Here is a 13,978-nt window from a genome sequence, read left to right on the forward strand (position 1 = left end):
CAATCTATGGGAAATAAAACTTCGTTACCCTTTTAGTTGGCTACGACCTGTACCATGCTCGGGCGGATTACCCAGCCCTTGACCATGTAGCCCTTCTGGAGCTCCTGGGCGATATCATCGTCCTCGAGCTCCTCATTCTGGACACGCATGACGGCCTGATGGAAGTTCGGGTCGAATTTCTGCCCCTCGGTCTCGATCTTCTCAAGCCCGTTCTTCTTGAGCACTTCACCAAACTGCGTGAAGATCATCTCCACGCCCTTCTGGAACGCCTCGCCGTCTTTGGCCTCAGCAGCCATAGCGCGCTCGAAGTTATCCAAAAGCGGCAGCATATCCTTGAGGATACCCTGGGTCACCACAGCGGCAAGTTCTTCTTTTTCCTTGCTCGTGCGGCGGCGGAAGTTCTCGAAGTCTGCCTGCAGGCGCAGCGCGCGGTCCGTCTGCTCTTTGAGCTCAGCCTCCAGCTTCTCTACCTGCTGCTGAGCCTCATCAGCGGACGAAGCCTCTTCGTCTGCACCGGCATCCTCTGCCTCTTTGGCGTCTTCTGCGTCAGCTTCCTCTTCAGCCATAGCTGCCTGATCGATTTCCTGCTGCATCTCGTCAAGTTTCTGCTCATCTTTCTTTTTCAATTCATCTTTCATGAATGATGGCAATTTCTTCACCTCTTTCAAAGGGGATATATTATCTTGCTAAGCACCAGCAGGTTCTACCAGTGAAAGCGTTTGATGACATCGGTAAGATTCGTATTCATGTACTCCAGCAAGCTCATGGCCTTGGCATACTCCATACGGGTCGGCCCCAGCACGGCAATCGTGCCCAGCAGCTCGCCATCGAGATGATAGGTCGCCGTGATGATGCTGCTGTCCTTGAAGTGCTGATCCTCATTCTCCTGCCCGATCGTGACCTCCAGGCCATCGCCCATATGAGCATGCAGGATATCCTTCATGAGTTCTTCTTCCTCAAGCATCAGGAGCATTTCCTTGACCTTTTCCACATCGTGGAACTCCGGCTGGCTCAACAGCTGCGTCGTACCGCCAAGATACAGCCGCTCATGCTTGCCCGAATCAAGTGCGCGATGGATGATTTCCAGCGCCGACTCGTAAAGCATCTGATCCTGTATCTCGTCCTGTATCTGCGCCAGTGAATGGTGCTCAATCGTGTGCAGCGAATGGCCGGCAAGGTTCGCGTTGATGACCTTGGCCATGCGCTGGAAGTCTTCAAAGACTGAGCCGTCCGGCATCTCGAGGATCTTGTTCTCGATGAAACCAGCATCAGTCATGAGCACCGTGATGACGCGGCGGTCATCGAGCGGCAGGAACTGCAGGCAGCGGAACTTGGCCTGTGTGACCTGCGGAGCCAGCACTAGCGAAACGTTTTTCGTCACCTGCGAAATGATATGCGCAGTCTCCTGAAAAACCTCTTCGATGCGCTTGACCCGCGATTGATACCAGCGGTCAATGCGGGCCTTTTCCTCAGCACTGACCGGCTGGGGCGGAATCAATCCGTCCACATAGAACCGATAGCCCTTCGACGATGGCACCCGTCCGGAAGAAGTATGCAGATGCTCAAGATAACCAAGCATCTCGAGATCCGCCATCTCATTGCGGATTGTCGCCGGACTGACACCAAGGTCATGCTTTCTGGCCAAGGTTCGCGAGCCAACAGGTTCAGCTGTCTCGATATAGTCATCGATGATTGCCTTCAACACCCGCTGCTTGCGCTCGTCAATCTGCTCGGGCATCTGCATCCCTCCTCCCTTATTCACTTTCGCTGTTAGCACTCAACAGCAATGAGTGCTAACTTCGAATCTATTAAGATAATAACGCGAATAAGGCAAAAAGTCAACAGTAAAAAGGCAAAAAGTCAAAAAAGCAAAAATTCCTCAAAGGCCCAATTGCCATATTTCATGCCCAGCTTGGTAAGATAAACCGCATCGCCATCGTCCACAAGAAAGCCTTTATCACAAAGCCGCTGCACAGCCTGCTGGTAAACAGAATCAAAGGAGCAGCCAAACTTCTGCTCAAAACGCTGACGGCTGATGCCCGCCGTCGTGCGCAGGGCCAGGAAGGCAAATTCCTCCATTGCGATTGCCCGCGTTGCCGGTTCTTCAAGCTTGAAGGGGCTCTGGCCTGACTTTATCAAATCAATGTAGGCAGGAATTTCCGTCTCCGCTTCCCAGCGCTGCCCCTCCAGATAGGAATGGGCGGCCGCCCCAAGTCCCAAGTACGGCAGATCCTGCCAATAGCTTAGATTATGCCGGCTGGCAAACCCAGGCCGCGCAAAATTAGAAATCTCATAGCGTTCATAGCCATTGGCCGGCAGGACTTCCGTCATATAATCATACATCGCTTCGGTATCTTCATCGGTCGGCAGATCCAGTTTCCCCATTTCCTGCAGGCGGGCAAAAGCCGTGCCCTCCTCCAGCTGCAAACCATAGATGGATATATGCGCAGGCTGCAGGGACAGTGCCTGTTCTACGCCGGCTTTGAGCTCAGCCATACTCTGTCCCGGCAAGCCATACATGAGGTCGATGCTGATATTGGAGAACCCCACCGCCCTGGCCATTACTGCCGCCTGCACGGCCTGCTCTCCGGTATGGATGCGGCCAATGCGCCGCAAAAGCTCATCGTCAAAGCTCTGCACACCAAACGACAGGCGGTTGACACCATGCGCATGCATCATGGCCAGATACGCTGCATCGACCGTCCCGGGATTGCACTCCACGGTAAACTCGACCTCTTCACCAGCAATGCAAAAAACATTACCAATTGCCAGCAGCAGCTGCTCCATCAGCGCAGCCGGCAAAGCCGACGGCGTACCACCACCGATATAGATAGTTGCCGGGTTCCCCCAACGCCGCACATACGAAGAGCCCCGCACCTCGATTTCCTGGCACAGGGCTCGTATATATTCTTTCATATAGCGCTCCCGTCCAGCAAAAGATGGGAAATCGCAATAGAAACATTTCTGGCGGCAGAAGGGAATGTGGACATAAACGCCCCATTGCTTCTGTTCCATACTGATTCTCCTGTCAATCGATCTTGAGGATGGCCATGAACGCCTCCTGCGGCACCTCAACGCTGCCCACAGCCTTCATGCGTTTCTTGCCTTCCTTCTGTTTTTCCAGCAGCTTGCGCTTACGCGAGATATCGCCGCCATAGCACTTGGCCAGCACGTCCTTGCGACGGGCGCGCACGTTCTCACGCGCGATGACCTTGCTGCCGATGGCTGCCTGGATTGGAATCTCGAACATCTGCTGCGGGATGATTTCCTTGAGCTTGGCCGCCAGCTGACGGCCGCGGCCAGCAGCCCGGTCCTTGTGGACGATAGTCGACAGGGCATCGACGGGATCGCCATTGAGCAGGATATCGACCTTGACGAGTTTCGATTCCTTGTAGTCGGCCAGCTCGTAATCCAGCGATGCATAGCCGCGCGTCGCCGACTTCAGGCGGTCAAAATAGTCGAAGATGATCTCATTGAGCGGAATATGATAGGTAATCATGACACGATTCGTATCGAGATAATCCATATTCTTGAACTCGCCGCGCTTATCCTGCGAAATCTCCATGACCGCGCCGACGAAATCATTTGGCACGATGACCGTTGCCTTGACATACGGCTCTTCGATATGCTCGATTTCCGTCTGGGGCGGCAAGTCAGACGGATTGCTGACATTGACTACCGAACCATCCGTCTTATAGACATGATAGATAACCGAGGGAGCTGTCGTGATGAGCTTGAGGTTATACTCGCGCTCCAAGCGCTCCTGGATGACATCCATATGCAGGAGCCCCAGGAAACCGCAGCGGAAGCCGAATCCCAAGGCAACAGAAGTCTCAGCCTCGAACACGAGAGCCGCATCGTTGATCTGCATCTTCTCGAGGGCATCCTTGAGGTTATCGTAGTCCGAGCTCTCCACCGGATACAGGCCGCAGTAAACCATCGGCGTGACGCCGCGGTAGCCTGGCAGCGGCTCAGCCGCCGGATTGTCGGCAAAGGTGATGGTATCGCCGACGCGCACATCGCGCACATCCTTGAGCGAGCCAGCCACGAAACCGACCTCGCCGACATCAAGATAGCCGACATCCATCGGCTGCGGCTTGAAGCAGCCGACATCAGTAACCTCGAAGGTCTTGCCCGTTGCCATCATCTTGAGCTTCATGCCCTTCTTGATGCGGCCCTGCTTGACGCGTACATGCGCGATAACGCCCTTATACGAGTCAAAATACGAGTCAAAGATCAGTGCCTGCAGTGGTGCCTCTTCATCACCGCCCGGGGCCGGGATATAGTCGACAATCGCATCGAGGATCTCCTCGATGCCGATACCCGTCTTAGCCGAGGCGAGCACAGCGTTTTCTGTATCAAGACCAATACTGTTTTCGATTTCCTCCTTGACCCGGTCGGGATCAGCACTCGGCAGGTCGATCTTGTTGATGACCGGCACGATTTCCAGATCATTTTCCAGGGCCATATAGACATTGGCCAGGGTCTGCGCCTCGACACCCTGCGCCGCATCAACGACGAGCAGCGCGCCCTCGCAGGCAGCCAGGCTGCGCGATACCTCATAGGTAAAGTCGACATGGCCCGGCGTATCGATAAGGTTCAGCTGGTACATCTCGCCATCCTTGCCCTTGTAGTCGATGCGCACCGTCTGCGCCTTGATGGTGATGCCGCGCTCACGCTCAAGGTCCATATTGTCGAGCACCTGCGCCTCCATCTCACGCTGCGACAGGGTTCCCGTATATTCAATCAACCGATCCGCAATCGTCGATTTGCCGTGGTCGATATGGGCAATGATCGAGAAATTGCGGATATTCTTGTTCTGCATGGTCATTTTCCTTTCAAATAATAATCCATATCCCTGCTATTATATCATTGAACGCCGCCCCCCTGCAAGAAATCCCCAGGAATTCAGAATAAAACTGTTGCTTTTTGGAGATTCACATGCTATGATAATACGGTAACGAATTTGTTAAGGGGGTGAATTACTTGCCGAATATCAAAGCATCTATTCTTAGTGTAAAATCTGACGCTAAGCGCCATGCAAAGAACGCTGCTGAGAAGTCCCGTGTACGCACTGCTTCCCGTCGTGTTCTCGACGCTGTTGAGGCTGGAAACGCTGACGAAGCGAAATCCCTCCTTACGGTTGCTTGCAAGACGATCGACCAGGCTGCTGCTAACCATGTTTATCATAAGAACGCTGCTGCCCGCAAGAAGTCCCGTCTGGCTCGCAAAGTCAACGCACTCGCTAAGTAATTTTCTCAGATGAGATATAAAAGGCCTGCTCTTTTGAGCAGGCCTTTTTGTTATCCAAATATATTTTTCTGCAAATTGCAGTTTGTCTGTTAGTTCGTGCGAGAAGGAATCCCGATAATGCGCAGCTCGGGGTTCACGGGGTAGTACTTTTTCTGTTTCCGCTGAATGGACCGTACAACCAGAACTACGGACTTAGTTACCTGCTCCCGTCACCAGGTCGCGACGTACATAGTTCTTTCTAGGTTATGCGCTTACGGCCCAGTCCTGCTGCGCAGGACAGTCGCTTCAGACAGAAAGAAGCACTACCCCGTTCGCCCCTTTGGCAACGGTAGTCTGACTTTGCACGAACCGTTACTCCCGCAACAAGCACATCGATGTAATTCGTGGCCTATCGCCGGAAAGGAACAGGCTTGTTCCAACATAACGGAGGGCGAGGGTGGGTACACTTTCTTCGTAGACGGAGCGATTGCCCGAACGCAGTGAGGGATGGCACGCGGTAGGTACCAGCTAGAACGTCCAGATGTATTGGCGCGCCGCCGGCCTGCCCGGCGCATGTAACGAAATACGTACTTAAACACCAGCGCGGGTCATTTAGCGGAGCGGAGAAAAAGTGCACCCACCCTCACCCAAGCTGAGCTGTATCACGCTTATTGTAATCTCGTACTAACAGACAAACTGCATTTTATGCTTTCAGTCCTGCCTGCACCTTCCGCAGCCTCATCATCAGCAGCACAGCACCGACAAGGATGCCGCCAATCAGGCCTATCCAGTAGCCATACGGACCCCAGCCGGTGTAATTGGCCAGCCCCCAGCCCAACGGCAAGCCGATGCCCCAGAAGGACAGCACTGCCAGCAGGAAGGTCACATGCACATCCTTATAGCCGCGCAATGCTCCTTGCAGCGGCGCATTGATGCTGTCCGACAGCTGCATGAACACCGCATAGACGAGGAACCCGGCAAGGATTGGCTGCACCTCAGCGCTTGACGTATAGAGCGCCGCAATCTCAGCCTTGAACTGCGTAAGGATAAGCGCCAGCGTCCCCACAAAGAACATCGTCAGCACACGGCTCAAGCGGATGTACTGCTGCGCATCCTCATAGCGCTTAGCACCGACCTCGTAGCCGACAAGGATGGTAAGCGTCATGCTGACGGCGAGCGGTATCATGTAGACGATAGTCGTGAAGTTCATGGCTGCCTGATGCGCAGCCACGACAACGGTGCCATAGGCTGTCATGAACAGCCCCACTGCGCCGAAGATGCTCTGCTCACAGAACAGCGTGCTGCCAATCGGTATGCCGACACCGAGCTGCTTGCGCCATTCGGCAAGATCCGGCCGCGGCAGCGCATGGAAGATGCGATACCTGCAGAACGGCTCACAATGCGTGACCGCCAGCACATTGAGGAGCAGATTCAGCGAGAAAGCAATCGCCGACCCGATGCCCGCGCCGATGCCGCCAAAGGCCGGCAGGCCGAAGTGACCATACATGAACACATAGTTTAACGCAATATTCACGGGCACCGTCGTCATCGTGATGAACATCGTGAGCCGCGTGCGGCCATGGGCATCGATGAAATTGCGCAGCACTGCCGCCAAAAAGATTGGCACGATGCCCACCGATACTGCCATCAGATAATGCACCGTGATGTATTCGACGCGGGGCTCCAGTGACAGCAGCGGCAGTATATGAGGCACAGCCAGCCAGCCTGCGCCGATAAACAGCGCAGCCAGCGTCAACGCCCAATAGAATCCCTGTTTTACGATAAAGCCAATCTTCTCCCGCTTGCCCGCGCCATAGAGCTGCGAGATGGTCGGTGTCAGCCCCGAGATGATGCCGAGGAAGGAGCCGAAAAACGGCAGGAACAGGTTGACGCCAACAGCGACGCCTGCCAGATCCTGCTGGCTGATATGACCAGCCATGACCGTATTGAAAAACCCAGTTGCCATAAGCGACAGCTGGGTGATGAAGATTGGCAGCAGCACGGCAAAGAACTGCCGTGCTTTTTGTTTATAGCCAATAGTCTGTTTCATTAGTTTTCATCCTTATGCAGGCAGCAATTCTTGTATTTCTTGCCACTGCCACATGGACACGGCTCGTTGCGGCCGACCTTGCGGCGGCGCACTTCCTCAAATGGAATGACCTTGCCCTGGCCTGCAGCTGCCATAAGCTCCTCTGGCGTATGTCCCTTGAGCGGCCAAAGATGCGTAGAATTGTTATAGGCGATGAGCAGTGGCACAACAGCCTCAGCCTTGCGCTCATCCTTCATCATCCCCAATTCTTCCAGATACTCGACTGCTTCCTGCATATTGCCGCCATTCTGCAGGAGAATGAGGATCTCCCCTACAATGTCTGCAGCCTTCAGCACGTCGCAGTCATGTTCACGCATGAAGAACTGGGCCAAATCCTTATAGGCAGTCGTCGCATCGATATAGCTTTCCGTACCAGCATCGTAAACCTGGCTGTAAGTAAGCGCTGCAAAGTCAAGATTGCTGCGCTTGATCTGCTCTGACTCCAGGCTGTTCTCATCAATCAGCGTATAGTATTTTGCGCCCTGCGGCAATGCCACCAGCGTATTCTGCCAGCAGGAGGCATTGAGCATGACACCGACAAAGTCCATGAACGAAACCTGCTCACGCTGTGCCTCGTCCAGGTACCCCATGACCTTTGCATAGAGCTGGTCATAATTCATATAGCCATAGTGGAAAAGGCAGCCCGAAGCCAGACGCGTAACCTCAGTATTGAGTTCCGTCAGGCTGCGGAATGCCCCCGAGTCGAGTTTCGTAAACTCCGCCTGCACTTCTTTTGGCATATACCAAGCCAGTTTATCCTCCTGCTTGCCGCAGGAAACAAGTCCCAGGCCACGCAGGTAATCAAGCCGTACATCGTCATCGCGGAACTCCGTCGTCAGGCCATCGTGCTCGATAAGATGCTGAAAGCAGCCATATTCCTCTTCGAGCATCGACGGAAACCAGCGCTGGGCAAAATCAACGATCTCTGCAGACAAACGCTCAGCAAGCTCTGCCTTCTTGAGCGAACTTGCCCCCGTCACATTGAGATTGTAGCGGATATCATCAAGCTCCGCCTTCGTCATTGCCTCAAGCATCGGCAAAAGCTCCAGCTTTGCCGGCAGCTTATGGCGATAGAGCGCCTTACGGCGCTCCTCCATATCCGCCTTTACCAGTTCTTCTAACGTTTCACCATTCTGCTCGATTTCCGTTTTCTCTTCCATTATATTAGGTCTAATCCTCTCTTTCCCTACTATCATTACGTCTACTACCTGACTCAGCCGAAGAAATCGGCAATACCGTCAGCAATACCCTGGGCAGCTTTCTTTATGCCCTCTTCGCTGTTCATCAGCTGTTCTTCACCTTTGTTGGAAATGAATGCTACCTCAACAAGTGTCGCCGGCATATCCGTGTGTTTCACCACATAGAAATTACAGCTCTGGGTGCCGCGGCTCTGGGTGCCAAGCTGGTCAATAACCCCCGCCCGGATCTTGTCGGCAAGGTCGCGGGAACGTTTCGATCCCAGCGAATAATAATAACCAGTCGTGCCCTTAGCCGCACCATTCGAGAAGGAATCCATATGGATCGACACAAAGACATCCGAACCATTCTTGTTCGGGATGTCGCAGCGTGCCTGCAGCTCCTCGATATCGCTGGCCTTAGCCCCCTTCGGCGATACTTCTGTATCGCGGTCGCGGGTCATGTAGACCGTAGCGCCTTCGGCCACGAGCAGCCGCTTGAGCTCCTGCGCAACACGCAGGGTCACGCTCTTCTCCATGACCCCCGTGGGTCCGATGGCACCAGAATCACTGCCACCATGACCAGGATCGATGGTGATCTTGCGCCCCTTGAGCCCTGTGATACCATCAAGCTCCTTATCCGTATCATCAGCCGGTTTTGTCTCCGTCTGCGGCGTCGGTTCAGTCGTCGGCGCCGGTTTCACCTCTGGTGCCGGCTTTTGTGGCTGTGCCTGCGGTTTCGGCTTAGTCGTTCCTGGCAGGTTTATCTTGGCCTGCGAGGAATCCGCCCCCAGGTCGCCAAAGTCCATGACCACACGTCCTGGCACCGTGCCACCGTTGAGCGTAAACACCTTATAATTGTTTTTTCCCACCTTGGTCTCGATGACCAGGCGCACCGTCTGCTTGTCGAACTGTGCCATGCGCACCTTGCCGACAAAGCGGCTGTTGACATTGACCTCTTTCTTCACCTTAGGCGACAACCAGGCCTTCGGGATATCTACCACCACGCGCTCAGGATTGGAAAGAACCATTTTCTTGAAACTGACGGACTTATTGGCATCCATCACGATACGCGTCTTGTTGGACGCTGTACTGACCCGCAGGCCAGTTACCTCGGCCAAACCATTCACCCGCTGACCAAAATCTGCATCAGCTGCCGCAGCGGGCAAAGTGAACAACATCATATATAACGTGACAAGAATCAAACGAATAATCATCCGTCTCATACGCATAGACTCCCTCCATTTAGGCACATATACTTCATTATCGTATTTCTCCTGACAAAAATCAAGAAACTTATGTACGAAAAGACGTGAAATGCCCAGTCTCTACCTTCCTATCCTACTACGGCTAAGCAAGAGACTTCTGAGACCAGCATGGCGATTCGATTAGAATTTCCATAAAAAAAGAACTGCGGTCTCCCACAGTTCCATACATATTCAAAGCATATTCTGCAAGAATGCGCGCGTGCGCTCCTCGCGCGGCTGGCTGAAGAAAGCCTCTGGTTCCCCCTGCTCGACGATATTGCCATCGGCCATGAAGATGACCTGGCTGGCAGCCTCGCGTGCAAAGGCCATCTCATGGGTAACGACTACCATCGTCATATGCTCCTCCGCGAGCTCGCGCATGGTCTTCAAGACCTCGCCGGTAAGCTCCGGGTCAAGCGCCGAAGTCGGCTCATCAAACAGCATGATATCAGGTTTCATGCAGAGAGCGCGGGCAATAGCCACACGCTGCTGCTGACCGCCTGACAGCTGTGACGGATAGTAGTCGGCACGATCCGACAGGCCGACCTTGGCCAGCAGCTGACGCGCATAGGGCTCGATCTCTTCCCGCTTGAGCCCCTTGACCTGCATCGGTGCCTCCAAGAGATTTTCCATCACCGTCATATGCGGGAACAGATTGAACTGCTGGAATACCATGCCCGTGCTTGCCAGCAGCTGACGCTCCTTCTTCGACTCCACGTATTCGGCCTTGCCATCCCCATCGGTGACGACCAGGAACTCGCCCTTGATCTCGATCGAGCCGCTGTCAATCGTCTCGAGCTTGTTGATGCAGCGCAACAGCGTGCTCTTGCCCGAGCCCGACGGCCCGATGATGGCCAGCACCTCACCGCGGGATACTTCGATATCGATTCCCTTGAGCACTTCGTTGTCGCCAAAGGCCTTATGGATATCATGCATGCGCAGCATGACTTCCTGCTCATTTGTCATATTTGCCATAATATGCCTCCAGTTTCTTGAATCCCCAAGTCAAAACGAATGTCATCGCCAGATAGAATACTGCCGCAATGAGGAACGGCGTCATATCGAACTCTCGCTGCACGATCGTGCGGGCCACGCGCAGCAGATCGTTCATCGCCAAGATATAGACGAGCGAAGTATCCTTGACGAGGTTGATGGTCTCGTTGCTGACCGGCGGCAGTACCATGCGGAAAACCTGCGGCAGGATGATGCGTCGCATCGTCTGCGGATAGCTCATGCCCAGTGTGCGGGCTGCCTCATACTGCCCCTTTGGCACCGACTGGATGCCGGCGCGGAAGATCTCGGCAAAATACGCCGCATAGTTGAGCGTGAACGCCAAAAGCGCTGCCGCAATGTCCGGTAGACGCACGCCGACCATCGGCAGGGCGAAATAGACAAACAACAGCTGCAGCATCAGTGGCGTGCCGCGCATGATCCAGATATAGAACTCAATGAAACGGCTGAGCAGCCTGAGGCTTGAGAGCCGTCCAAGTGCCGCCAGCATACCCAGCGGCAAAGCAATGATCAAAGTGATGAAGAAAATTTCCAGCGTAATCTCTGAACCTTCGAGCATGAGCAGGAAAGTATCAAAAAGCTTATCCATCCAAGCGTCTCCTTTAGTGTAGCAAAGTGTTAATACGCTATATTATACACGAAAGCTGTCACTCTGTAAAGAAAAGAGGCAGGCCCTGCGGCCTGCCCCGAGATACCATGTCTTATTTTTTCGTGATGTCCTTGCCGAACCATTTCTCCGAGATCTTGGCCATCGTGCCATCGGCCTTCATCTCATCGAGAACCTTCTGAACCTCATCGCGCAGCTGCTGGTTGTCCTTGGCAAAGCCGATGCCGAAGGTGCTGATCTCACCCACTGGCGAATCGATAGCCTCAAGGCTGTCAGCATGCTTGCTCATGTAATAACGGCCCGTGATTTCGTCACCAACAACGGCATCGATGCGGCCATTCTCCAGATCCATGAATGCCGAGACATAGTCGGAATACTTCTTGACCTCTTTGACTTCCTTCTTGAAGAAATCGGATTTATCCATGTACTCCTCAGCGGTGCCAGCACTCTGGGTGCCGACTACCTTGCCAGCCAGGCTCTTCTCATCGGTAATGCCCGTCGTGCCCTTCTTCACGAAGATGATCTGACGGTTGTCCATGTAGGGATCCGAGAATAGCATGTTTTCCTTGCGCTTTTCGGTGATATCAAGACCATTCCAAAGGACATCGACACGGCCGCTCTTGAGCTCTGCCTCTTTACTTGACCAGTCAATAGCCTTGAATTCGACCTCGCGGCCCAGGCGTTTCGTTGCCTCCTTGGCTAAGTCGATATCAAAGCCGACAATCTGGTTGTTCTCATCCTTGAAGCCCATCGGCGGGAAATTGTCATCAAGGCCGACGACAATCTTCTTGCCAGACGACGAGCTGCTGGCATCCTTGGCGTTATTGCTGCCGCAGCCACTGACAAATGCTGCCGTCATTACAGCAGCCATACCCATTGCTAAAAGTTTCTTCCATTTCATATATGAGCGCCCCTTTTCAATTCTTTATCTTGTTAAAGGATTAATATGATGCTATTATACTGTAAACCTGTAAACGCTGTCAAGCGTTATTTTTCTTTCTCCACTTTATTTTGGTTTATTTCCTTTTCTAGCAGGTATTTCTCGTTGCAGTGCGAATAATATATAATAGATTCGTATTTCCCATTACAAGGAGGAGATTACTTTGCGAGCCGTTTCCGTAGAGGACTTAAAAACTGGCATGATTTTAGCCCGCACCATCGTCAATCCTGACATGGTCGTGGTCTTATCTGAAAATACATTGCTGACAAAAGCACATATCACGCGCCTTACCTTCCTGAATATCCCTGTTGTCTATATCAAGGATGAGTATGAGCTGAGCCAGAACTATCAGGCCGTTTCCACGATCTTCAATCGTGGCAATGCTTTCATCAAGGATTATGACGGCGTTGTCCAGGAAGCGCGTTCGATTTTCAACAAAGTAAATACGACGGGCAAGATTCCCGTACAGAAAACCGAGGACATGGTACAGACGCGAATTGCACCGATGGCTGCCAGCAGCGGCGCAATCGACTATCTGTACGAACTCAATCATCTGGCCAGTGATGTCTACAATCATTCGTTGCGCGTCTCCATCCTCGCTGGCGTCATCGCCAAATGGATGCATTTTGACCGCGCCAAGCGCAAGGACATCATGCTCGCCGGCTTCCTGCATGATATCGGCAAGACGAAGTTCCCCCAGCGCCTGCTCGACAAGAATGTCAACAACCTGCAGGGCGAAGACTACGAAGCCTATATCCAGCACACCGTCGACGGCCATCATATCCTGAATACCGAGCCGACACTGTCCGAAGGAGTGAAGCTCGCAGCCATGCAGCATCATGAGCGCATGGACGGCAGCGGCTTCCCATTCAACTGCATGGGCTCAGATATCCACGAATATGCGCGCATCATCGCGATTGCCGACATCTACGACAACATCACGACAGAACGCGAAGGCTATGTGAAGCAGACGCCATTCACGGCGATTGCCTATCTGACCGAGAATATGTTCACGTCCCTTGACCCGACGGTCTGTGTTCCGATGCTCACGCATATCAAGGATGCCTTCCTGGGTTCACGCGTTACCCTCAACAACGGCGAAAAGGGTGTCATTGCGGCTTATCCTAACGACTTTGCCGCCCACCCGATCATCAACATCTCGCCTGACGAGATCCTGAACCTCAACGAGCATCCGGAGCTCACGATTACCGAATACAACCCGAAATAAAAGCAGGCATTCATCCTGCCATATACGCATAAGGAAACCCGCTGACACAACCATACATGTCAGCGGGTTTTCTTATGCAAAAATTGCAGTTTGTCTGTTAGTACTAGATTACAATAAGCTTGATACATCTCAGCTGGGGTGAGGGTGGGTGCACTTTTTCTCCGCTCCGCTAAATGACCCGCGCTGGTGTTTAAGTACGTATTTAGTTACATGCGCCGGGCAGGCCGGCGGCGCGCCAATACATCTGGACGTTCTAGCAATTGCCTGCCGCGTGCCATCCCTCACTGCGTTCGGGCAATCGCTCCGTCTACGAAGAAAGTGTACCCACCCTCGCCCTCCGTTATGTTGGGATAATCCTGCTCTGTTCCGGCGATAGGTCACGAATTACATCGATGTGCTTGTTACGGGAGAAACGATTCGTACAATCTCAGACTTCCGTTACCAAAGGG

The 13,978-nt window shown here is 53.3% G+C and carries 12 protein-coding genes; 2 read left to right on the forward strand and 10 right to left on the reverse strand.

Annotated elements, in window-relative coordinates; genetic code table 11:
• Window positions 1-32 precede the first annotated feature (32 nt).
• The 4 genes from grpE to lepA all read right to left on the reverse strand — a co-directional run bounded on the left by grpE (window position 33) and on the right by lepA (window position 4,825).
• On the reverse strand, window positions 33-638 hold the full coding sequence (grpE, locus tag BM322_RS11110) for a nucleotide exchange factor GrpE (protein ID WP_075430458.1): 606 nt from the start codon (window positions 636-638) through the stop codon (window positions 33-35).
• A 65-nt stretch (window positions 639-703) separates the two neighbouring features.
• On the reverse strand, window positions 704-1,738 hold the full coding sequence (gene hrcA / locus BM322_RS11115; RefSeq protein WP_075430460.1) for a heat-inducible transcriptional repressor HrcA: 1,035 nt from the start codon (window positions 1,736-1,738) through the stop codon (window positions 704-706).
• Between the two features lie 122 nt (window positions 1,739-1,860).
• A complete protein-coding gene (gene hemW / locus BM322_RS11120; RefSeq protein ID WP_075430462.1) occupies window positions 1,861-3,015 on the reverse strand; it encodes a radical SAM family heme chaperone HemW in 1,155 nt (384 codons plus the stop codon).
• 13 nt (window positions 3,016-3,028) lie between these two features.
• Window positions 3,029-4,825: a translation elongation factor 4 gene (gene lepA, locus BM322_RS11125; RefSeq protein ID WP_075430464.1), complete on the reverse strand. Its 1,797-nt coding sequence runs from the start codon at window positions 4,823-4,825 to the stop codon at window positions 3,029-3,031.
• 161 nt (window positions 4,826-4,986) lie between these two features.
• Between lepA and rpsT the strand changes: the two genes are divergently transcribed.
• Window positions 4,987-5,253 (forward strand): 30S ribosomal protein S20, encoded by a 267-nt coding sequence (gene rpsT / locus BM322_RS11130; RefSeq protein WP_075430466.1) that lies wholly within the window; start codon window positions 4,987-4,989, stop codon window positions 5,251-5,253.
• 682 nt (window positions 5,254-5,935) lie between these two features.
• On the opposite strand, the gene BM322_RS11135 is transcribed toward rpsT, so the two are convergent.
• The 6 genes from BM322_RS11135 to BM322_RS11160 all read right to left on the reverse strand — a co-directional run bounded on the left by BM322_RS11135 (window position 5,936) and on the right by BM322_RS11160 (window position 12,262).
• Complete coding sequence (locus BM322_RS11135) at window positions 5,936-7,282, reverse strand: MATE family efflux transporter (protein WP_075430468.1); 1,347 nt, start codon at window positions 7,280-7,282, stop codon at window positions 5,936-5,938.
• Window positions 7,282-8,481 carry a YecA family protein gene (locus BM322_RS11140; RefSeq protein ID WP_075430471.1) on the reverse strand — a complete coding sequence of 400 codons (1,200 nt, stop codon included), beginning with the start codon at window positions 8,479-8,481 and terminating at the stop codon, window positions 7,282-7,284. Before BM322_RS11140 ends, BM322_RS11135 begins: the two co-directional genes overlap by 1 nt.
• 53 nt (window positions 8,482-8,534) lie before the next feature.
• A complete protein-coding gene (locus BM322_RS11145) occupies window positions 8,535-9,722 on the reverse strand; it encodes an N-acetylmuramoyl-L-alanine amidase (protein ID WP_075430483.1) in 1,188 nt (395 codons plus the stop codon).
• A 213-nt stretch (window positions 9,723-9,935) separates the two neighbouring features.
• Complete coding sequence (locus tag BM322_RS11150; protein ID WP_075430475.1) at window positions 9,936-10,718, reverse strand: amino acid ABC transporter ATP-binding protein; 783 nt, start codon at window positions 10,716-10,718, stop codon at window positions 9,936-9,938.
• Window positions 10,699-11,343, reverse strand: coding sequence for an amino acid ABC transporter permease (locus tag BM322_RS11155; RefSeq protein WP_075430477.1), 645 nt, complete (start codon window positions 11,341-11,343; stop codon window positions 10,699-10,701). Before BM322_RS11155 ends, BM322_RS11150 begins: the two co-directional genes overlap by 20 nt.
• A gap of 112 nt (window positions 11,344-11,455) precedes the next feature.
• Complete coding sequence (locus BM322_RS11160) at window positions 11,456-12,262, reverse strand: amino acid ABC transporter substrate-binding protein (protein WP_075430479.1); 807 nt, start codon at window positions 12,260-12,262, stop codon at window positions 11,456-11,458.
• Window positions 12,263-12,464: 202 nt separating this feature from the next.
• Between BM322_RS11160 and BM322_RS11165 the strand changes: the two genes are divergently transcribed.
• Window positions 12,465-13,529, forward strand: coding sequence for an HD-GYP domain-containing protein (locus BM322_RS11165; protein ID WP_318254601.1), 1,065 nt, complete (start codon window positions 12,465-12,467; stop codon window positions 13,527-13,529).
• The last annotated feature ends 449 nt before the right edge of the window (window positions 13,530-13,978 follow it).

This window comes from Selenomonas sp. GACV-9, assembly GCA_900116485.1.
Lineage (GTDB): Bacteria > Bacillota > Negativicutes > Selenomonadales > Selenomonadaceae > Selenomonas_A > Selenomonas_A ruminantium_G.